At 69.7% G+C, this 20,258-nt stretch carries 17 protein-coding genes; 7 read left to right on the plus strand and 10 right to left on the minus strand.

Going from position 1 to position 20,258, the window contains the following annotated elements:
- Window position 1: 1 nt before the first annotated feature.
- The 3 genes from ACFXOM_RS08695 (at window position 2) to ACFXOM_RS08705 (ending at window position 3,454) form a co-directional block, all read left to right on the plus strand.
- Window positions 2-973 carry an ornithine cyclodeaminase family protein gene (locus tag ACFXOM_RS08695; protein ID WP_385037449.1) on the plus strand — a complete coding sequence of 324 codons (972 nt, stop codon included), beginning with the start codon at window positions 2-4 and terminating at the stop codon, window positions 971-973.
- A 39-nt stretch (window positions 974-1,012) separates the two neighbouring features.
- Window positions 1,013-1,726: a GntR family transcriptional regulator gene (locus ACFXOM_RS08700; RefSeq protein WP_384933571.1), complete on the plus strand. Its 714-nt coding sequence runs from the start codon at window positions 1,013-1,015 to the stop codon at window positions 1,724-1,726.
- 180 nt (window positions 1,727-1,906) lie between these two features.
- A complete protein-coding gene (locus tag ACFXOM_RS08705; RefSeq protein WP_384933568.1) occupies window positions 1,907-3,454 on the plus strand; it encodes an MFS transporter in 1,548 nt (515 codons plus the stop codon).
- A 318-nt stretch (window positions 3,455-3,772) separates the two neighbouring features.
- Here ACFXOM_RS08705 and ACFXOM_RS08710 read toward each other — a convergent pair whose 3' ends face one another.
- The 3 genes from ACFXOM_RS08710 to ACFXOM_RS08720 all read right to left on the minus strand — a co-directional run bounded on the left by ACFXOM_RS08710 (window position 3,773) and on the right by ACFXOM_RS08720 (window position 6,741).
- Window positions 3,773-4,291: a hypothetical protein gene (locus tag ACFXOM_RS08710; protein ID WP_385037452.1), complete on the minus strand. Its 519-nt coding sequence runs from the start codon at window positions 4,289-4,291 to the stop codon at window positions 3,773-3,775.
- Between the two features lie 578 nt (window positions 4,292-4,869).
- Window positions 4,870-6,399 carry a helix-turn-helix domain-containing protein gene (locus ACFXOM_RS08715; protein ID WP_384933562.1) on the minus strand — a complete coding sequence of 510 codons (1,530 nt, stop codon included), beginning with the start codon at window positions 6,397-6,399 and terminating at the stop codon, window positions 4,870-4,872.
- A gap of 9 nt (window positions 6,400-6,408) precedes the next feature.
- A complete protein-coding gene (locus tag ACFXOM_RS08720; protein WP_384933559.1) occupies window positions 6,409-6,741 on the minus strand; it encodes a class I SAM-dependent methyltransferase in 333 nt (110 codons plus the stop codon).
- 385 nt (window positions 6,742-7,126) lie between these two features.
- Between ACFXOM_RS08720 and ACFXOM_RS08725 the strand changes: the two genes are divergently transcribed.
- Window positions 7,127-7,888, plus strand: a complete 762-nt coding sequence (locus ACFXOM_RS08725) for an NUDIX hydrolase (RefSeq protein ID WP_384933556.1) — start codon at window positions 7,127-7,129, stop codon at window positions 7,886-7,888.
- An 83-nt stretch (window positions 7,889-7,971) separates the two neighbouring features.
- Here ACFXOM_RS08725 and ACFXOM_RS08730 read toward each other — a convergent pair whose 3' ends face one another.
- The 7 genes from ACFXOM_RS08730 to ACFXOM_RS08760 all read right to left on the minus strand — a co-directional run bounded on the left by ACFXOM_RS08730 (window position 7,972) and on the right by ACFXOM_RS08760 (window position 13,584).
- Window positions 7,972-9,141, minus strand: coding sequence for a low temperature requirement protein A (locus ACFXOM_RS08730; protein ID WP_385037455.1), 1,170 nt, complete (start codon window positions 9,139-9,141; stop codon window positions 7,972-7,974).
- A gap of 147 nt (window positions 9,142-9,288) precedes the next feature.
- On the minus strand, window positions 9,289-9,972 hold the full coding sequence (locus ACFXOM_RS08735; protein ID WP_384947582.1) for a contact-dependent growth inhibition system immunity protein: 684 nt from the start codon (window positions 9,970-9,972) through the stop codon (window positions 9,289-9,291).
- Between the two features lie 35 nt (window positions 9,973-10,007).
- A complete protein-coding gene (locus ACFXOM_RS08740; protein WP_384933549.1) occupies window positions 10,008-10,325 on the minus strand; it encodes an RNase A-like domain-containing protein in 318 nt (105 codons plus the stop codon).
- Window positions 10,326-10,380: 55 nt separating this feature from the next.
- Complete coding sequence (locus ACFXOM_RS08745) at window positions 10,381-11,031, minus strand: hypothetical protein (RefSeq protein ID WP_384933547.1); 651 nt, start codon at window positions 11,029-11,031, stop codon at window positions 10,381-10,383.
- A 57-nt stretch (window positions 11,032-11,088) separates the two neighbouring features.
- On the minus strand, window positions 11,089-12,807 hold the full coding sequence (locus ACFXOM_RS08750) for an RNase A-like domain-containing protein (RefSeq protein ID WP_385037457.1): 1,719 nt from the start codon (window positions 12,805-12,807) through the stop codon (window positions 11,089-11,091).
- A complete protein-coding gene (locus ACFXOM_RS08755; protein ID WP_384933541.1) occupies window positions 12,804-13,118 on the minus strand; it encodes a WXG100 family type VII secretion target in 315 nt (104 codons plus the stop codon). Before ACFXOM_RS08755 ends, ACFXOM_RS08750 begins: the two co-directional genes overlap by 4 nt.
- A gap of 61 nt (window positions 13,119-13,179) precedes the next feature.
- On the minus strand, window positions 13,180-13,584 hold the full coding sequence (locus ACFXOM_RS08760) for a WXG100 family type VII secretion target (protein ID WP_385037460.1): 405 nt from the start codon (window positions 13,582-13,584) through the stop codon (window positions 13,180-13,182).
- Between the two features lie 610 nt (window positions 13,585-14,194).
- Between ACFXOM_RS08760 and ACFXOM_RS08765 the strand changes: the two genes are divergently transcribed.
- The 3 genes from ACFXOM_RS08765 (at window position 14,195) to acnA (ending at window position 20,130) form a co-directional block, all read left to right on the plus strand.
- The gene (locus tag ACFXOM_RS08765; RefSeq protein ID WP_384933536.1) at window positions 14,195-14,866 is read left to right on the plus strand and encodes a TMEM175 family protein; all 672 of its coding nucleotides are present in this window, start codon (window positions 14,195-14,197) and stop codon (window positions 14,864-14,866) included.
- Window positions 14,867-15,443: 577 nt separating this feature from the next.
- Window positions 15,444-16,751 (plus strand): cation:proton antiporter, encoded by a 1,308-nt coding sequence (locus ACFXOM_RS08770; protein ID WP_384947588.1) that lies wholly within the window; start codon window positions 15,444-15,446, stop codon window positions 16,749-16,751.
- A 652-nt stretch (window positions 16,752-17,403) separates the two neighbouring features.
- Complete coding sequence (gene acnA, locus ACFXOM_RS08775; RefSeq protein WP_385037463.1) at window positions 17,404-20,130, plus strand: aconitate hydratase AcnA; 2,727 nt, start codon at window positions 17,404-17,406, stop codon at window positions 20,128-20,130.
- The last annotated feature ends 128 nt before the right edge of the window (window positions 20,131-20,258 follow it).

A 20,258-nucleotide genomic window follows, 5' to 3' on the forward strand; every position in this document is an offset into this window, starting at 1 on the left:
GGTGAGCGGCTCACCGGACGGCCCGCGAGGCGTCCTGCACCTGGACGCCGAGGACATCGCGCGGCTGGTCGAGCCGAGGGCCGCCGCCGACGCCGTGGAGGCGGCGCTCAGGGACGGCTTCGACCCCGAGCGTTGTCCGCCCCGCGTGCAGGTCGACGTCCCTGCGGGCCAGTTGCTGTTGATGCCGGCCGCGTCCGGTGCGTACGCCGGAGTGAAGATCGCCGGCGTCGCCCCTGCCAACCCGGGACGAGGGCTACGCCGGATCACCGGCAGTCACCTGTTGTTCGACGGCCGGACGCTGCTCCCGCTGGCCGTGCTGGACGGAGCGGCGCTGACGGCCCTGCGGACACCCGCCGTCTCGGTCGTCGCCCTGCGCCACCTGGCGTCCCCTGCGCACCTGGCGCACACCGTGATCTTCGGGGCCGGCCCGCAGGCGTACGCGCACCTGGAAGCGGTGCACCAGGAACGAGGGTTGGGGCGGCTGACGGTTGTCTCCCGCCACCGGGAGACGGCCGAGACCCTGGTCGCCCACGCCAGGGCGCGGGACGTCGACGCCCGCGCGGGTGTCCCGCGGGACGTGGCGGACGCCGACCTCGTCATCTGCTGCACCAGCGCCCGCGAGCCGCTGTTCGACGGCCGGCTCGTCCCGGACCGCGCCACGGTGGTCGCGGTCGGTTCGCACGAACCGGATGCGCGCGAGACCGATACGGCGCTGGTGCGGCGGTCGGCGGTCTACGCCGAAGCGCGGACGGTGGCGGCGACCGAGGCGGGAGACCTGCTGATTCCCCAGGCGGAAGGAGCGATCGGCCCCCGGCACCTCGCCGGAACGCTCGCCGACCTCGTCCTGGGACGCGCTGGGCGGGCCGAGGGTCGGCCCCGGCTTTTCAAGAGTGTGGGCATGGCCTGGGAGGATCTGGCCGTGGCCGCGGTTGTCCACAGGGCAGCGGCGACACGCGACCCTGGCGCAACGTGACATTGTACGCTGGCACCTCTCGGATTCACGGAGGTTGTCATGGGGGAACTCAAGCAGATCAACCTGATCACGGCCCAGGAGCGGCTGCGTGACCAGGTCGCCCATGCCTTGCGCGCCGCCCTGGTCGCCGGTGAACTCCGCCCGGGCAACGTCTACTCCGCTCCCGGGCTCGCCGCGGACTTCGGCATCTCGGCCACGCCGGTGCGCGAAGCCATGCTGGATCTCGCCCGGGAAGGTCTCGTCGAGCCCGTGCGCAACAAGGGTTTCCGCATCACCGAGGTCAGCGAGCGTGATCTCGACCAGTACTACGAACTGCGCGCCCTGATCGAAGTGCCGACCATCGGTCGGGTCACCCAGCTGGCGACCGTGGAGCAGCTCGAGGAGTTGCGGCCGGTCGCCGAGGAGATCGTGGAACGCGCCAGGGACCACGACCTCATCGGCTACCTTGACGCTGACCGGCGCTTCCACCTCGGCCTGCTCGGGCTCGCCGGGAACGACCGACTGGTCGAGACGGTGGGCGACCTGCGCAAGCGCTCCCGTCTCTACGGGCTGAACAAGCTCGACGAACTCGGCCTGCTGGTGTCCTCAGCCGAGGAGCACCACGTGCTGCTCGACCTGATGGTGGCGGGCGACGAGGCGGCCGCCGAGGAGTGCATGGCCCGTCACCTCGGGCACGTCCGCTCCCTGTGGGCGCAGTCCGGGAACGAGCCGGCGGAGCAGCCGCGGGCCCGGCGCACGCTCGGCACCCGCTGAGGGCGGCAACGGCCGCCGAGGCGTTGTGTGACCTCCTCCGCACCCCCCTGGCCAGGCTCCCCGCGACCCTGGGTGATCGACTGGTGGCTGTGTTGCGACAGGCTTACGGTCGAGAGATGGGCGGTACCGCTGCCGACCCTCAGGAGCCGCCCGCCGACCCTCCGTCGAGGGCGCCGTGCCATGACCACGCCTCAGCCGACTCCCGTGCCGCAGGCCCCCGCCCCCGACCCGGGCGCGGGCCGCGGGATCGCGCTCCTGGTCATTGCCTCGTGCCAGTTGATGGTCGTCCTCGACATCACCATCGTGAACATCGCACTGCCGCACATCCAGACCGCGTTGAACTTCTCGACCACCAGCCTGTCCTGGGTCGTCAACGCCTATACGCTCACCTTCGGCGGCCTCCTGCTCCTCGGCGGCCGGGCCGGCGACATCCTGGGCCGCCGCCGGGTGTTCGTCTTCGGCGTGCTGCTGTTCGTCCTCGCCTCGCTGCTCGGTGGCCTCGCCCAGGACGCGGGACAACTCCTCGCCGCGCGCGCCCTCCAAGGATGCGGAGGCGCCGTCGCCTCGCCCACCGCCCTCGCCCTCATCAGCACGACGTTCAAGGAGGGCCCCGAGCGCAACCGTGCGTTCGGCGTGTTCGCCGCGGTGTCCGCGGGCGGCGGTGCCATCGGCCTGCTCGCGGGCGGTGTGATCGTCGAATGGCTCGACTGGCGCTGGGTGTTCTTCGTGAACGTCCCGATCGGGGTGCTCATCGCCCTCGCCGCCCGGCGCTACATCGCGGAGTCCGAGCGCCGTCCAGGTCACTTCGACGCGCCGGGTGCGCTGACCTGCACGCTCGGGATGGTCCTGCTGGTCTACGGCTTCATCCGGGCCGCGCAGGAGGGCTGGGGCGACCCCGTCACCGTGACGTCCTTCATCGCGGCGATCGCCGTCCTCACCGTCTTCGTCCTGGTGGAGACTCGGTCCCGGCAGCCGATCACGCCCCTGCACATGTTCGCCGACCGCAACCGGGCGGGCACGTACGGGATGATGCTCAGCCTCGCCGCCGCGATGTTCGGCATGTTCTTCTTCCTGACGCTCTTCGTCCAGGGTGTCCTCGGCTTCAGTCCCCTGCGTGCGGGACTCGCCTTCCTGCCCGTCAGCGTGCTCATCGCGACCGGCGCCAACGTGACCTCGCGGCTGCTGCCGAAGTTCGGTCCGAAGCCCTTCATGGTGACCGGAGCGCTGCTCGCGACGGCGGGCTTGTCCTGGCTCACGTTCATCGACGTCCACTCCACGTACCTCGGCAGCGTCCTCGGGCCGATGCTCGTCTTCAGCCTCGGCATGGGCACGCAGTTCGTCTCGCTGGCCCTGACGGCGCTGTCGAACGTGCCGTCACCGGAAACCGGCGCGGCGTCCGGTCTGCTCAACACCAGCCAGCAGATCGGCGGCTCCCTCGGGCTGTCCATCCTGGTCACGGTGTTCGGCACCGCCAGCGCTCACGAGGCGGCCAAGCAGATCCCGGACTTCCTCGCCCAGGCGACACCGAGGGAACGCCTGGAACTCCAGCGGACCGGCCGGTTGCCGCCGCCCTGGGCAGACGAGGTCCTCACGAGCGGGATCTCCACCGCATTCACCATCGCGGCGATCTTCACCGCCGTTGCAGCGCTGATCGCCCTCACGGTCATCCAGGTGCGGCCCGCGGACATCGCGCGGCTCAACGGCCGGACGGTCCAGGGAAAGCGCTGAGGGACTCGGGGCCGGCGCTGATGCCCCTCGCGGCCGGCGCTGGCGGCGACGGGGCCGGTGCCCGCTGTGAAGTGCGAGGGCGATGCGTCACCTGGTGCCAAGGTGCGCGGAGGAACGGCGACCGCCGGGGGATCCGCGCCCGGGCCTTTCCGCTGTCTTCGTCCGAGGTGACCGCTCGCGCGCTCCTGCCTGCGGTATTCGTCGAAGGGAAACGGAAAGCGAGGCCGGTCACCGTCGGGTGACCGGCCTCGCTGTCGCGTCCTCCCCGGAATTCCTGCTGCCCTCCGGACAGGCGCACGAAGGGTCGACGCGATGCGTTTATCCGACCGGAGCGCCCGGAAGCGGGAGGAATCCGGGGCTGCACGCCGCGACGATGGTCGCCGAGGAGAACGCTGTCCCGTCGGTGACGCACTGGGCGCGGTGGACGTAACCCCTGTCGGTCAGCAGGTGGAGGACCAGTTGGCCGGGGTTGGCCTCGGAGACCGCCACGTCGGCCTTCGCCACGCAGCCCGGTGCACCCGGGACGAGCCCGAGGTTGACCCAGACGCCCGGGTTCCGGCTGTCGTTGAGGAACGCGTGGCCCCAACGGTCCGTGGCCGTACGGAACTCCGTCCCGAACAAGGTGCTGGCCGGGTCGTCCACGAGGTCGGAGTCGAAGTCACGGGCGAACGCCCCGCACTTGCTCCCCCCGTGGTTCGACTGGAGGGTGCTGGCCAGTTCCAGGGCGGAAGCGAACGGGTCGCTGTCCGCAACCGCGGACGGGGCCACCAGGACCCCGGCGAGCAGGGCTCCGGACACTGCCGAGATTCCCCGGGCAGCCCAAGCGAGCTTCTTCATTCCTGCTTTCCTCTCCATGAGTGCAAGGCCTGCTGGAAATGCCGGGACAGAAAAGCAGTCCGTTCAGATTTCACCAGAAGGAATGTCGTAAGAACTTCCTGGCGACCCCTCAGGAGCATGCAGAACGTAGGAGCTGCCCTTCGTGCCCAACACTCGCGACGGCCTCTTTTCAAGGATCGAATATTCCATGGGCAAGGGCTGTGCCCTGGCGCCATTCCGTGCAGTCACTCAGGGAGAGCCATGACAGTGCCCCGAATGGACGCGACCGCCGCCGGTCCGGAACAGCTCGAGATCTTCGACATCCGTGCCAGAGAGGTCCATCGGCGCGGGGCGGGGCGCCGTGGGCTGAAGGACGTGCCTGCATGGTTCCCGTCTGACGCTCTGGGGGTGCGCACGCGCGCAGTGCACCGGGAATGGTCCCGACCTGACCCCTTTCCTGGGCCCGCTCCGCCCCAGAAGACGATGCCTTCCGTGCCGACCAAGAGGCCGAGGAAAGTCCCAGAGGCGCCGCCATGCTCTCTTTTGACTCGCGTGCACGCAGTTCGGAAGAGGTGTGACGGCGCCTTTTCCGTGGGCCTTCAGATGTCCCGGAACGTCTCGATCTGCGCGCCCACCGAGTTGAGGCGCTCCGCCAGCTCCTCGTATCCACGGTTGATGACGTACACGTTGCGCAGCACCGAGGTGCCCTCGGCCGCCATCATCGCCAGCAGGACCACCACGGCGGGACGCAGCGCGGGTGGACACATCATCTCGGCGGCCCGCCAGCGGGTCGGGCCCTCGACCAGGACGCGGTGCGGGTCGAGGAGTTGGAGTCGGCCACCGAGGCGGTTCAGGTCCGTGAGGTAGATGGCGCGGTTGTCGTAGACCCAGTCGTGGATGAGGGTCTGGCCCTGGGCCACGGCGGCGATGGCCGCGAAGAACGGCACGTTGTCGATGTTGAGGCCCGGGAAGGGCATGGGGTGGATCTTGTCGATCGGCGCCTCCAGCTTGGAGGGGCGTACGGTCAGGTCCACCAGCCTCGTGCGACCGTTGTCGGCGCTGTACTCCGGCGTCCGGTCGTGGTCGAGGCCCATCTCCTCCAGGACCGCGAGCTCGATCTCCAGGAACTCGATCGGCACTCGGCGGATCGTCAGCTGGGACTCGGTGACCACGGCTGCGGCGATCAGGCTCATGGCCTCGACCGGGTCCTCCGAGGGGGAGTAGTCGACGTCCACGTCGATGGTGGCCAGGCCGTGCACCGTCAGCGTCGTCGTACCGATGCCGTCGATGCGTACGCCCAGGGCCTCCAGGAAGAAGCACAGGTCCTGAACCATGTAGTTGGAGGAGGCGTTGCGGATGACGGTGACGCCGTCGTGGCGGGCGGCGGCCAGCAGCGCGTTCTCCGTGACCGTGTCGCCCCGCTCGGTCAGGACGATCGGTCGGTCCGGAGCCGTCGATCGGTCGACGACGGCATGGTAGAGACCCTCGGTCGCGGTGATGTCGAGGCCGAAGCGGCGCAGTGCGATCATGTGCGGCTCGATGGTGCGGGTGCCGAGGTCGCAGCCGCCCGCGTAGGGCAGACGGAACCGGTCCAGCCGATGGAGCAGCGGTCCCAGGAACATGATGATCGACCTGGTCCGGCGCGCGGCCTCGGCGTCGATCGCATCCATGTCGAGGTGCGCGGGAGGGACGATTTCCAGGTCCGTGCCGCCGTTGATCCAGCGGGCGCGCACGCCGATGGAGTTGAGGACCTCCAGCAGGCGGTAGACCTCTTCGATCCGTGCGACGCGGCGGAGGACCGTGCGGCCCTTGTTCAGCAGGGAGGCGCAGAGCAGCGCGACACAGGCGTTCTTGCTGGTCTTGACGTCGATGGCGCCGGAGAGTCGGCGGCGGCCGACGACGCGCAGATGCATGGGACCGGCGTAGCCGAGCGAGACGATTTCGCTGTCGAGCGCCTCACCGATGCGGGCGATCATCTCAAGACTGATGTTCTGGTTGCCGCGTTCAATGCGGTTGACCGCGCTCTGGCTGGTACCGAGAGCCTCGGCAAGTTGCGCTTGTGTCCAGCCCCGGTGCTGACGGGCGTCACGGATGAGCTTGCCGATGCGTACGAGGTAGTCGTCTGCCATGGGGGAAGGCTATCTCGTATATGAGATGAGACGTCCAATGGGGGTGGGCCGTCCGGGTGATGCGCTGTCTTGATGGTCCATCACGATAAAAAAAGGGGCAAATCGGGTGATGCGCTGGCCCTGGAGTGATATCGAGACCCTGTCGGTCATTCGTAACGGGGCGAGGGCCGCGGCGAGTGTCCGCCGGGCATCGTCCACGTACGGGAGGAGGCCGTGGCACAGGACCAGGTCGAAGCCGCCCCCACCGAGGCCGGCCGGCAGCGCGTGCACATCTGCCCGGACGCAGGCGACCGGCTCCGCCAGACCCCTGGCTGTCGCACGCTCGCCCGCCGCTGCGAGCATGGCGGGGCGTGGTCGACGATCGTGACGTGATGCCCCCGGGCGGCGAGACGCACGGCATCGTCACCGTCCCCGCCGGCCAGGTCGAGGACGCGCAGCGGCACGTCCGCCACCTCATCGAGGCGGCGCTGCAGGTTCGCCGCGCCGACCGCGTAGCGCGGGCGGCCCCAGGGGGCCTCCTGCCACGCCTTCCACGTGAACAGGGCGGCAGTGAACCTCTCGGCGGCTGCAGACATCGACTGCCGGTACCGCGCACCGACGCGGCCGCGGATGCAGCCGTCGGTCGGTCGGCCGCCACCCGAGGTCGTCCGATGCGGCGGGAAGGAAGACCGTTCCCCAACCGCTGAGCATGCCGGCCGCCGTGGACCCCCTGTGAAAGCATCGACCGGTGACCCAGCCACGGCAGCGCGCGTCCGGTGTGGAACTGTTCGAAGCTCGGCGGATCCTCTTCACCGAAGGTCGGCCGCCCCGACTGTCGATCGAGCACCGGCGTGCCATGGACCGTGCCTGGAGCGAGGCGGTCGAGGCCAATCCGAACCTGTTCGACGGACCGGTCGTCGCGTGCACGGGGCTGGAAGGGGAGGGCTCGGACACCCTGGTCCTGTCGTGGGCGAGGGCGAGCTACCGCTACCGCGCTTTGCGCGTGGTTCCCGGCGCACCTCCGGTGGCCTCGGTGTTCGTCGGCGTGGTGCAACCGTCGGATGACGGACGCCTGCTGGTGGGGCGCATGTCGTCGTCGACGGTCGTTCCCGGCCGGATTCAGCTTCCCGGCGGTTCCATGGAGCCGCCCGGTCAGGGTGAACCGCTCGACGTGGCCGGCCTCCGCCGCCATGCGGCGCGGGAGCTCGTGGAGGAGACGGGAGTGGACACACCGGCCGAGGACCTGGCCCTGTGGTGCGTGACGCGCGGGGAGTACGGCAACGTCGGATTCCTCTTCCGCGCCCCGAGCCGCCCGCCCGCCGAGCTGCATGAACGGTTCTCCGCCCTGGTGTCCGCGGAGACGGCCCACGGGCACCAGCCGGAGTTTGACCGCATCCTGCTCGTTCGTTCCGCGGCCGAACTGGTGGGTGTCCCCGGACCCCGCATGGACTACCTCGAAACGGTCGTCCGCCGGCACGCGGAGGAAGACCGCCGCCGGCCCCTCCCCTGATCGCGGATCCGACCGGCCGCACGCGACCCCACGCCCCGTGGTGGCACCTACGGGCTGGCTGCCGCCCGCGTCCGGTGCCCGTGTCACGGCGCGTCTTGCGCGCGCCGGTAGCGCGCCTTCGCCGCCGCGTACAGGAGATGGGCGATCGCCTCGGCGCCGAGGATCAGGACCACGAGCCAGGGAGCAGCCAGGTGATCGGCGAAGGCGATGACCAGTACGGGGATGCCGACGCCGGGCACGGCCCAGATCGCCACGCTCGCCACCGGCCTGCGGTAGCGCAGCGCGATGCAGGCGTGGGTGAAGTGGTACAGCGCCAATCCGCCGGCGAGGGCGAGGACCGCGCCCGGGGCGAGGTGGGGGTGCCCGGCCTCGTCGACTGCCGTGGCGAGCCCGGCCGCGACGGCGATCACCGAAGCGGTCACGAAGAAGTGCAGGAACCCGGCCACGTCACGGGCGAGGAGGTAGGCCTCACGGCCCCTGACCGAGCCGAGCATCAGCTCGGCCGACACCGTGCCGAAGTCGAAGTACGACCACCAGAGAGCGGCGAGGAGGACGAACCCGAGCACGGCGACGACGCCCGCTTCGGTCGTCCACGTGTGGTCGGCCGACGTGATCAGGGCCAGCACCGATTCGCCCAGCACGATGATCACGAAGAGCCCCACGCGTTCCACCAGGTGCCCGGTGTGCAATTGTCCCGGGATCCCTCGGCCCCGGGCACTCAGGAGCAGCACCATCTCGGCGACGATCAGCAGCGCCCACATCACGTACCGCGCCGGCGCCGGGACGAATGCCGAGACCGCCCACAGCACCCCCGACGCGAGGGAATAGCTGAGCGGACGCCACTTCGGTACGCGGAGCGGCTCCGGGAACCGGGTGGCCGGCCACCACAACCCCAGCAGTACGAGCCGGGTCCCGGCGTACCCCAGCGCGTACGCCGGACCGCGGTCCCCCGTGGCCTCGGGCACGGCGGCGGCCATGAGGGCCAGGCAGGCCATCGCGGAGAGCATCAGCAGCCGGCGACGGGCGCTGTCGTCCTCGAAGAGGTTCGCCGAAACGGTGAAGTTGATCCACATCCACCACGGTGGGAAGTACAGCGCGAGGAAGACGGCGAAGTCCTGCGGGCTCGGGTCACCGTGCAGGGAGTGGGACAACTGGGCTGCGAAGGCGACGAAGACGAGATCGAAGAAGAGCTCGAGCCAGCGCACGCGCCGGTGCTCGGCCCTCTCGCTCGCGGGTGATTCGGTGGTGGTCACCGGCCCATTCTGGGGGACGGATCAGGCCACCTGTAGATCCCGGACGCCGTGACCGCACCGGAACCACTTCGAGCAGCGGCCCCCGGCTCGGTCGCGGTCACCCCCTCCGGACGGCCCACGGTCCGTCGCTCCGGCTCGCCGCACGTCTCAGGGACGCGGGGACCCGTACTCCGCCCGGGGACCGCCCAGCCGGTCGGCGACCTGCGCGAGCCAGCCGCTCGGGCCGTACGGTGCGGGAGGATCGACCTCCATGCCCAACTCGGTCAGCGCCAGGGCACAGTCGGACTCTTCGAGGCCGAGAGTGAGTAGTTCGTGCACTTCTCCGACCAGACGGGCCACGAGCTGGGGATCCGCCGCTGCCGCGTAGTGCGCCACGGCCGCGTCGTGGTCCTCGAACTCGTCCGGCATGTCCTGTGAGAACCAGCCGCCGAGGAACTGCGCGAGCTCGGGGAAACGCGCGTGCCACTCCCAGTGCGTGACCGGCGCAGACGGGGGCGGTACCTCGCCCTCCTCGATGCTCCGCCTGATGTGCGTGGCGAGAACGAACAGCCAGTCCCGGACCTCGGGTTCGGGCAGGCCGACGTCCGGGACCGGGTAGAACTCCCCGAGCTTGAGGCGGAGCCGGCCGGGAGGGTTGCGGGCGTACTCACGCAGCTGGGTCTCGGCGACGGCCAGGGCCGCGGGACGGGTGTGCCAGGTGTGGCGCAAGTAGGCGGTCAGGGCGACGCTCGGTCTGTCCTCGGTGTCGTCGGCCGGCTGGCCCGCGTACGCGCGGAGGACCTGGTCCAGCTCTCCGTAGCGACGGTCGTGTTCGAGGGGCTTCATGGGCATGTGCGGGAGCCTTTGCGGGTGCGGGGATCAGGCGGCTAGAGATGGATCGGGAAGGTGGCGTGCACGACGAAGCCGTGCGGGCTCGACGGCTCCCGCCTCAGGACCACCCGCGCGGCCCTCACGTCGATGGGATCACGGCCCGCCAGCATCATCGCCTGCAACAGAACCCGGCCCACCGGTCGGGGGCGCGACGGCCAGGACGCCTCGATGGTCAGTCGGGGCCGGGTCGACCGTGCGAGCCAGCGGTGGATCAGCTGTTCGTTGGCCGTGACGACCTCCTGGGTGGCCCACTGGGCGGTCTCGCGGTCGGGATAGGTCGAGCTCCTGGTGCGGACGGGGGGAGATGCCGGCACGGTGACTGCCTTGTCGTGGAGGGGACGGACGGGTCAGAGGGGGACGTGGACGGGCTCAGTGGGCTTCGAGGAGGTGGGCGGACGCCACTCGCAGGATCTCGCTCAGGACGGGCGGCGTGGCCCAGGGGACGACCGCGCGCAGGCTCATGCCGGACTCGGTGTCGGCACCGATGAGGAGCGCCGTGTGCAACTCCTGGGCCAAGCGGGGGAGGAGGAAGGCGCAGCCGTCCGGGTGCTCGCTGGTCACTCCTGCGACCACCCCCTCCTCGAACGAGTCGTACTCGTCGGACTCGACCCACCAGGAGAAGTCCCGCAGGCCGGAGAAGCGCAGCTCGGCCTCCCACGGGGACATCGGCAACTCGTCGAAGCGGGGGATGCCCCGGCGCTGTCCCTCCCTCAGCGCCCGCGCTGTGTCCTTCAGGAAGCGGGGACCGCCCCGACTGCCCGCCGCAGCGGCGAGCCGCTCGGCAAAGCCCTGCGGGAGGGGCGTCTCCGGCCGGGCCTCCAGCTCCTGTGCGATGAGGTCGAGGAGGGCGGACAGGGTCGCGCTCGGCATCGCCCAATTGGCCGTGGGCGAGTCGGCCAGCGTCCGGTTGAAGCGCGCGAGCTCGTCGGCGAACGGCGTCCGGCCGGCCGCGGCGACGGCCACGTCGACGAGCCTCGCCACCGCCCCGTTGTTGAAGACTGCGCCGGTGTAGGTAGTCACGGCCGCTGGGTGTTCCTCTCCGGTTCTGGTCGCTGGTGTACTCCGCGAGCCGTCCCGCTAGGCGGTCGGCATGGACGTGAGCACGATAAACGGTGGCACCAGGCCCCTCTTGTACCGCAGGACGACGTTGACACCGTGCGTATCGCTTCCGCTCGCCCGCAGGCCGTCCCTGTCGTAGCTGTCGCGGGTGACGGTCCGGCCCGTGACATCGGCGTAGGTCTTGTCGAGGGTCAGGGTCGACCTCTCGTTCGCGACCGGCTGCCTCTCCAGCCGATCGAGCCACCGCTCGATCTTCTCCGCGTTCCCGATGTCGTCCAGCGTCGACTGGGTCAGGCGCTGCGCCGAAGCCAGGTCCTTGAACGACGAGGCCGCCTCGGGCCGTACGGAACCATCGGGGCGGACCACTTGCTGGTCCCGGAGCCGCTGCGCGAGCTGTTCGTCCGTCTTTCCGACGTGCTTGTCCACGCTGTGGCCTCCGTAGAGGCCCTCCGCGTTCGCGAGATCCACGGCGTAGAAGTGGTTCTTCTCGTCGTCGTCCGTGGTGTAGCGGTGCTCGTTCTTGAAGTCGTTGAGCGCTCGGGCGCCGAAGGCCTCGGCCCGGGCCTCCTCCGCCGCGTACGTGGGAGCGCTGCGGTGTGCCTCTTCCAGGGCGCTCGACAGCTTGTCCAGCTGGGGGACGAGCGCGTTGACCCGCCGGTTGTACTCCTCCACGACGGCGTTCAGGGCAGCGGTATCGATGCTGAGGGTGATCTCGGCACTGAGTTCGGCACCGCCCTTGGCCAACCCCTTGAGGAAGCGGCCGACCCCCTTCGCGCCCTCCTTGAGGTCTTTGAGGTCGACCCCGTCGCTCAGGTCGACGTTTCCGACGGCCTGCCGGACCGCCTTCATGTAGATGTCCCAGACCTTCCCGTTCAAGTCGACCGCGGCCTCCGCGAAGTCGCGCAGCAGGTCGCTGACCTTCTTCGCGGTATCGAACAGGACGGTCATGACCGGATGGCTCGCAGTGCGGTTCGCCGACGAGTCGTGCTTCCACTCGTAGTTCGCCGTGCTGCCGCCCCAGGCGGTCGTCCCCCACAGCGAGCTGCAGAAGGCCCGCATCGCGTCGTACCACTCGCTGTTGCTCTGCTGGGTGATGCTGCTGACGAGACCGGTGAGGCCGCTCTCCGTCATCGACAGCGAGATGGTCGTGTCCGCCCACGCCTGGGACAGCGAGTTGAGGTAGTGCTGCTGCGGAAACGGGTAGACCTCGGCGACCTTGCCCCAGCGGAAGGCGTGCTCGAGCAACGGGCGGATGACGTCCCAGAGGAGGTCCGGGACCCATTCCAGCAGCGAGCGGATGAAATCGTCGCCGCCGTCGTCGTCACCCCACTTCAGGTCCGGGACCGAGCCGTAGTCCGGCACCTTGTCGATGACGACGGGTGGTGGCTGGGTCTGGGCCTTCGTCTTGCCGGAGGCGTCGTTGGCCGCCTCCGCCCGCGAGTAGTTGTTGGCGGTGACGGCGAACCCGACCGCCGCGCCCCCGATGCTGGCAACGGACCTGGCCCACACCTCGAGGAAGCGGTTGCCCACCTTCAGGTACGAGGCGGCGAAAGCCTGGGACGCCGTACCGTAGCCGCCCGCGTCCGGGTACTCCTTGAGCTTGGTGAGGAGGGTCTTCGCCGCCTTGTCGTACGGCGTCTGCTGGCCGGCGAAGCCGCCGGCCACCTGGTGCAGCGTGGACGGCTTGACGTCGATGGTGCCGCCGCCCTGGGACGGCGGTGGTGGCGGGATGCTCACGGCGCCCCTCCCCAGCCTCGCAGTACCGCACGGTGCGCTGCCGCGTAGTTGGTGTGGCCGGTCGTCACGCACTCGTGCAGCCACTTCTGGGCGGCCTGCAGGTCCTGGGCGCTGCGGTTCCACTCGTCGAGCTTGTCGACGAAGGCCTCGCGCGCCTCCCCGTTCCATGACAGGACGACCGGCTCCACGCGGTCGTAGAGAGCGTCGAGGCCGGCGTTGAGCTTCTTGAGGATGTCCTCCAGCTCACCGGCGAGGTGCTGGAGGGTGGCGAGGCTTACGGTTATGTGGTCGTCGTTGGTGTCTGGCGGCATGATTCCCCGTGTCCCCCGCGGGTGTGCGGCTCCGTACCGGAACGGTGGTGGCGGTCGGCTGTCACAACGTGTCGAGTCCACTCCGCGGGCGCGTGGGCTCCGCCGGGTCCGTGTGCGGGGTGGAGAGCCGATCCACCTCGCTGTCGACGTCGACGCGGACTTTGCGGAGGCTGTCGAGCACGTCCAGCTCGGTCTGGGTGAAACCGTCCCGACTCATGCGAACGGCCGCCTCCAGGACCTTCATCACTTCACGGATGCGCACGGCGTCCTCTGCCGCCGCCCTGTGGAAGTCCCGGTAGGCCGTACCCGCGGGGCCCCGCCAGCCCGCCTCGATGGTGTCGACGATGGCGTCCATGCGTCTGACCTGCTGGTCCAACTGGCCCTGCATGTCGTCGAGGTCATCGGCCAGCCTGGTGAGGTGGTCGCTCTTCGCCCGGAGATCCCCGGGTCCCTTCGGATCAGCCATCGCTCGCCCCCTCGTCACGTCGCTCCACGCGTCGGTCGTACCGGTCCGCGTGGGCCATGATTCGCACATGTGAGCCTAGCCCACGGGGGGAGCGATTACGGGTAGGTGCCGTCCATCTGGCCGGGCAGGCCTGGGTGCATGGTCGTCGGACCGTCTGTACCTGAAGGAATGCAGGAACCGTGTGCCGAACGGGCCGAGGACCGAACAGCCGCCGACGACGTGGGGACTCGGTGGACGCCGGGTGGTGGACGCTGCGGAGGAGACGTCGGACGCAGCCACGCTGTCGACGCGGAGGTGAGCGACGACGCCCCGGCTCTGCCGCGGAGCCCGCCGAGAGTGAGACAGAACTCGCCTTGCTGCTCGTCGAGTTGCCGCCCGGGCCGATTCCGCCCACGTGGGGAGCATCGCGGGATCCGTGGAACGGCGGCTCTTGCGCTCCGTGGTCGCTCCCTGACCGGCGATGCCCATCCTGGTCGTTCCTCGGCAGCGACACGCGGCCGATCCCATGGCAGGCGGCAGCCGGATGACCTCGGTGAGATGGCGCGACACGGGCCCCGTGGCGGCCGCTCGCCTGCGGGGCGCCCCAGGGCAGAGCTGCCACACTCCGGTCATGGCAGAGGAAGGGATGGATGAGGAGCAGCCCCGCCGTCGGCTCCGGACTGCCCGGTTGGAGGCGTTCAGCGACGGCATCTTCACCATCGCCGGCACGCTGCTCGTCCTCGAAATCGCTGTTCCCCCCGGGGCGACGCGCCTGCTGCACGCCATCTTCGAGCAGTGGCCCTCCTACCTCGGCTACTTGGCGAGCTTCGCCACGATCGGGGCGATCTGGTTGGCCCACTCGGTCATCACCGAGTACCTCGAACGCGCGGACCTCTGGTTGATGCGCCTGAACCTGCTGCTGATGCTCGCGGTCGCCTTCCTGCCGTTTCCGACCAGACTGCTGGCCGAGTACATCCGCGAGGGCAACTCGGAGCGCGTCGCCACCACCTTCTACGGTCTCTCCCTCCTGGCGACCTCCGCGTTGCTCTCCCTGTTCTGGCGGTACGCGGTTCACAGAGGGCTGGTCCGCCGCGATGCGGACGAGGGAGACGTCCAGGTTCTGACCGAACGCCTCACGCCCGGACTCATCGGCTACGTTGTCATGATCGTTCTGGGTCTCTTCGTACCGGTCGCGGCCGTCGTTGGGTACCTCGCCGTCGCCGTCTACTATCTCGTGCCGCTCGGTATCGGAAGGGCCGGACGACGCCGACACGACCGGCGGTCGAGGAAGGCACCACCGTAAGGAGGTGCGATCGTGGGGCGGAGCCGGGGCGCACCGGCCGCTGCTCGTCCACGGACGGTGGACAGGCTGGCGTCGACCGGCTCCGCCCAGTCGGCGAGCTCCGCCTCGACGGTGAGCGGACGAACCGGCTCGGCAGGTGTCGCAGCCTCCCCAGGATGGCTTTCCTGGGCGAGGCGGTCGACGACCGGCTCTCCTTCTCCGGGGAATGCTCGACGTGCTGGGACGCGCGGCAGCGCTCGCACGGGTGACCACCGAGCGGGTGTCCCATGAACTCCGTGAACCGACCCCTCGTCCCCGGGCGGAAGCACACCCGGACGAACCCGTCCTCCGTGCTGCCACGGACCGCAGGTCTCTCCGCGCGCCGGCGGCGCCGAGTTCGGCGCGCACGCCGTGGTGACCGCATCCCCACCCGGTGGCCACTTAGAGTGATGGCTCGCGCCCCTGTGTGAGGCGTGACGGCACGGTCGGGCACGTGGCGCGTCGCCCGGGTGCCACTGTCCGGCCCATGGCCCATGGCCCATGGCCCGTGTCCCGTGTCCCGTGTCCCGTGTCCCGTGTCCCGTGTGAAGGAGCGCCGATGAGCCAGTGGGGTGTGGTGGTGATCGGTGGCGTGGTCGCCGGCTACGGGGCGCTCTCCCGGCGACTGTCGACCACTGTGCTCTCCGCGCCCCTGGTGTTCGTGGTGTCCGGCCTGGCGATCGGGCCGCTGGGGCTGGACCTGCTGGACCGGAACCGGGACCCGGCGGTCACCCGGGCGCTCTTGGAGAGTGCGCTGATCCTCGTGCTGTTCACGGACGCGGCGGCGATCAGGATCCCGGACCTGCGCAGGGAGGAGTTCCTGCCGGTGCGACTCCTCCTGGTCGGCCTGCCCGCCACGATGGCGCTGGGCTGGCTGCTTGCCTGGCCTCTGCTGCCCGGACTTGGTGTGTGGGAGCTGGCGCTTGTCGCCGTCGTCCTGGCTCCGACGGATGCCGCGCTCGGGCAGCAGGCCGTCTCCAACGAGCGGGTCCCGGCACTGGTCCGCGGCGGTCTGAAGGTCGAATCGGGTCTGAACGACGGTTTGGTGCTTCCGTTCTTCGTTCTCGCGCTGGCGGCGGCAGGTGAGAGCCAAGGGCATCCGGACGTCGCGGTGACCTTCCTCCGGGCGCTGCTGCTGAGCGGTGCGGTCGGACTGGTGGCCGGGTGGGGCGGGGCGAGCGTGCTGCGTTGGTCGGTCGTGCAGGGCCGGAGCAGCCCTGACTGGCGGCAGTTCCTGACGCTCGCGGTTCCGGTCATGGCCTACGGCGTGTGTGTGGCGGCCGAAGGAAGCGGGTTCATCGGCGCCTGGATCGCCGGCCTGGCTTTCGGGAGCCGTCTGCGCGGGGCGCCTTCCGGCCGAGGAGCGGGGCCGGAAGGCTCGGATCCGCTGCAGAGCGTGCAATTCACCGACCGGCTCGGCCTCCTGCTGGCCTCGGTGAGCTTCCTGGTCTTCGGTGCGGTCATCCTGGGGCCGGTACTGCAGCATCTGAGGTGGCAGATGGTGGTCTACGCGGTGATCAGCTTGACGGCGTGCCGGATGCTGCCGGTCGCTCTCGCCCTGATCGGTACGGGCCTGCGCCCTGCCTCGGTCGGATATATCGGCTGGTTCGGTCCTCGTGGGCTCGCCTCCCTGGTTTTCGGTCTGATCGCCTTCGAGGAGCACCTGCCAGGGGTGGAACTGGTGAGCGGGGTCATCGCCGTGACCGTGGGTCTGAGCGTTCTGCTGCACGGCGCGTCGGCCCCGTTTCTGGGCGTCCGCTACGGCGACTGGTTCACGAGAACGCTCCGGGTGGAACCGGGCCTGCGGGAGAACGCACTCCTGGCCGACGATGCCCGTGTTCTGCGGGGCCGCCGGGGGGCTCGGTAGACGCGTAGGCGCACGCCTTGCCGGTACCCCCCAGGATCGCCGCCGTGACGGAGGATCCGCCGGCGATGATTCGGCGCCGTGGGAGCGGGCGCGTTCGGTGACCTCGGTGCAGCCGTCGCCGGTACACCGCGCTCGGCACGCGGTTCATCGACGGCCACCGCCGAGCCGTTCGCGTGGCGCATGAGGTACTCCGGTGCATGCCGGCGCTCCCGCTCGCCCTCGTGCCGGTGCAGCCGGAACGGCTGGGAGGCGCCCTCGGCAGCGGGCGCTGCCGCTGATGTACGGCGTCCACGTACGACAGCTCGACGTACGGTCCCGCAAGATCCACCCCAGCCGGTACAGCCGCCCAGCACCCCCAGTGCGATCGCCCACACGACGAGGTTGACTGAGACAGCAGGCCGAACGGCCGGGTTCGCCGAGTAAGCGCCTCGATGGGCATGAGAGCGGTCAACTGGTATCCGGGCATGACCGCGCAGCGGTGATGTACTAGAGTTATCTCGACATCGAGATAAATACCGAAGACGTACCGCAACGCCTTCTGTCCCGAGGTAATCGGTAAGGGTTACCTAACTGAGCCTCACCTTAGCGGATCGGCGAGAGCCGCTGGCGGCAGGATGCGGTAAGAACGCGCACATTGATGAAGGAGACTGTCGTGTCGGCGAACAGCTTCGACGCCCGTGCCACGCTGCGGGTGGGCGACGAGTCGTACGAGATCTTCAGGCTGGACAAGGTCGAGGGCTCCGCGCGCCTCCCTTACAGCCTCAAGGTCCTGCTGGAGAACCTGCTCCGCACCGAGGACGGCGCGAACATCACCGCCGACCACATCCGGGCGCTCGGTGGCTGGGACTCGCAGGCGCAGCCGAGCCAGGAGATCCAGTTCACCCCGGCCCGCGTGATCATGCAGGACTTCACCGGCGTGCCGTGCGTCGTGGACCTCGCCACGATGCGCGAGGCCGTGAAGGAGCTCGGCGGCGACCCGGCGAAGATCAACCCGCTGGCTCCGGCCGAGCTGGTCATCGACCACTCCGTCATCGCCGACAAGTTCGGCACGCCGGACTCCTTCGCGCAGAACGTCGAGCTGGAGTACGGCCGCAACAAGGAGCGCTACCAGTTCCTGCGCTGGGGCCAGACGGCCTTCGACGAGTTCAAGGTCGTCCCGCCGGGCACCGGCATCGTCCACCAGGTGAACATCGAGCACCTGGCCCGCACGGTCATGGTCCGGGGCGGCCAGGCGTACCCCGACACCCTCGTCGGCACCGACTCGCACACCACCATGGTCAACGGCCTCGGTGTGCTGGGCTGGGGCGTCGGCGGCATCGAGGCCGAGGCCGCCATGCTCGGCCAGCCGGTGTCGATGCTCATCCCGCGCGTCGTCGGCTTCAAGCTCACCGGTGAGCTCCAGCCCGGCACCACCGCCACCGACCTCGTGCTCACCATCACCGAGATGCTCCGCAAGCACGGTGTCGTCGGCAAGTTCGTCGAGTTCTACGGTGAGGGCGTCGCCGCCACCTCGCTCGCGAACCGCGCCACCATCGGCAACATGTCGCCGGAGTTCGGCTCCACCGCCGCCATCTTCCCGATCGACGGCGAGACCCTGAACTACCTGCGCCTGACCGGCCGCAGCGAGCAGCAGGTCGCGCTGGTCGAGGCGTACGCCAAGGAGCAGGGACTCTGGCTGGACCCGGCCGCCGAGCCCGACTTCTCCGAGAAGCTGGAGCTCGACCTCTCCACCGTCGTCCCCTCGATCGCCGGCCCGAAGCGTCCGCAGGACCGCATCGTCCTCGCGAACGCCGCGCAGCAGTTCACGCAGGACGTCCGCAACTACGTCGACGACGCCGACGAGGCGGGCAAGGAGTCCTTCCCGGCCTCCGACTCCCCGGCCACGGCGGACGGCGTGCCGTCCCGCCCGACCACGGTCACCGCCCCTGACGGCACGACCTACACGATCGACCACGGCGCCGTCACCGTCGCCGCGATCACCTCCTGCACCAACACGTCGAACCCGTACGTCATGGTCGCCGCCGCGCTGGTGGCCAAGAAGGCGGTCGAGAAGGGCCTGACCCGCAAGCCGTGGGTGAAGACCACCCTCGCCCCGGGTTCCAAGGTCGTCACCGACTACTTCGACAAGGCGGGCCTCACCCCGTACCTCGACAAGGTCGGCTTCAACCTCGTCGGGTACGGCTGCACCACCTGCATCGGCAACTCCGGCCCGCTGCCGGAGGAGGTGTCGAAGGCCGTCAACGAGCACGACCTCGCCGTGACGTCGGTGCTGTCCGGCAACCGCAACTTCGAGGGCCGGATCAACCCCGACGTCAAGATGAACTACCTGGCGTCCCCGCCGCTGGTCGTCGCGTACGCCCTCGCGGGCTCCATGAAGGTGGACATCACCCGTGACGCGCTCGGCACCGACAGCGAGGGCAACCCGGTCTACCTGAAGGACATCTGGCCGTCCGAGGCCGAGGTCAACGACGTCGTGGCGAACGCCATCGGCGAAGACATGTTCAACAAGTCCTACCAGGACGTCTTCGCGGGCGACGCCCAGTGGCAGGCGCTGCCGATCCCGACCGGCAACACCTTCGAGTGGGACGCCGAGTCGACGTACGTCCGCAAGCCCCCGTACTTCGAGGGCATGACGATGGAGACCACCCCGGTCTCCGACATCGCGGGCGCCCGCGTCCTGGCCAAGCTCGGCGACTCGGTCACCACCGACCACATCTCCCCGGCCGGCGCCATCAAGGCCGACACCCCGGCCGGGAAGTACCTCACCGAGCACGGTGTGGAGCGTCGTGACTTCAACTCCTACGGCTCGCGCCGCGGTAACCACGAGGTCATGATCCGCGGCACGTTCGCCAACATCCGCCTGCGCAACCAGATCGCGCCGGGCACCGAAGGCGGCTACACCCGCGACTTCACCCGGTCCGCCGAAGGCGAAGGCGCGCCGGTCTCCTTCATCTACGACGCCTCGCGCAACTACATTGCGCAGGGCATCCCGCTGGTCGTCCTGGCCGGCAAGGAGTACGGCTCCGGCTCGTCTCGCGACTGGGCGGCGAAGGGCACCGCGCTCCTCGGCGTCAAGGCCGTCATCGCCGAGTCGTACGAGCGGATCCACCGCTCGAACCTCATCGGCATGGGCGTGCTCCCGCTGCAGTTCCCCGAGGGCGCCTCGGCGGAGTCCCTCAGCCTGACCGGTGAGGAGACCCTCTCCATCACCGGCGTCACCGAGCTCGACGAGGGCACCACGCCGCGCACGGTGAAGGTCACCACCGACACGGGCGTGGAGTTCGACGCGGTCGTCCGCATCGACACCCCCGGCGAGGCCGACTACTACCGCAACGGCGGCATCATGCAGTACGTGCTGCGTCAACTTGTCGGTTCTTGACCTGACGTGAACGAGCGCCCTGCTCCTGCATCTCGCGCGCAGGGGCAGGGCGCTCGCGCGCGACGGGGCGGAAGACGCGCCCCGCGAGCATGATCGCACGCGATCTGCTCCGGGAGCGGAGTTGCACA

Origin of the sequence: Streptomyces sp. NPDC059169, assembly GCF_042755225.1 — a bacterium.
GTDB lineage: Bacteria > Actinomycetota > Actinomycetes > Streptomycetales > Streptomycetaceae > Streptomyces.

Coding starts and splice junctions, on each gene's coding strand:
- ACFXOM_RS08700 (WP_384933571.1), top strand. CDS start 1,013: ATGGGGGAACTCAAGCAGATCAACCTGATCACGGCCCAGGAGCGGCTG.
- ACFXOM_RS08705 (WP_384933568.1), top strand. CDS start 1,907: ATGACCACGCCTCAGCCGACTCCCGTGCCGCAGGCCCCCGCCCCCGAC.
- ACFXOM_RS08710 (WP_385037452.1), bottom strand. CDS start 4,291: ATGAAGAAGCTCGCTTGGGCTGCCCGGGGAATCTCGGCAGTGTCCGGA.
- ACFXOM_RS08715 (WP_384933562.1), bottom strand. CDS start 6,399: ATGGCAGACGACTACCTCGTACGCATCGGCAAGCTCATCCGTGACGCC.
- ACFXOM_RS08720 (WP_384933559.1), bottom strand. CDS start 6,741: ATGCTCGCAGCGGCGGGCGAGCGTGCGACAGCCAGGGGTCTGGCGGAG.
- ACFXOM_RS08735 (WP_384947582.1), bottom strand. CDS start 9,972: ATGCCCATGAAGCCCCTCGAACACGACCGTCGCTACGGAGAGCTGGAC.
- ACFXOM_RS08755 (WP_384933541.1), bottom strand. CDS start 13,118: ATGCCGCCAGACACCAACGACGACCACATAACCGTAAGCCTCGCCACC.
- ACFXOM_RS08760 (WP_385037460.1), bottom strand. CDS start 13,584: ATGGCTGATCCGAAGGGACCCGGGGATCTCCGGGCGAAGAGCGACCAC.
- ACFXOM_RS08765 (WP_384933536.1), top strand. CDS start 14,195: ATGGCAGAGGAAGGGATGGATGAGGAGCAGCCCCGCCGTCGGCTCCGG.
- ACFXOM_RS08770 (WP_384947588.1), top strand. CDS start 15,444: ATGAGCCAGTGGGGTGTGGTGGTGATCGGTGGCGTGGTCGCCGGCTAC.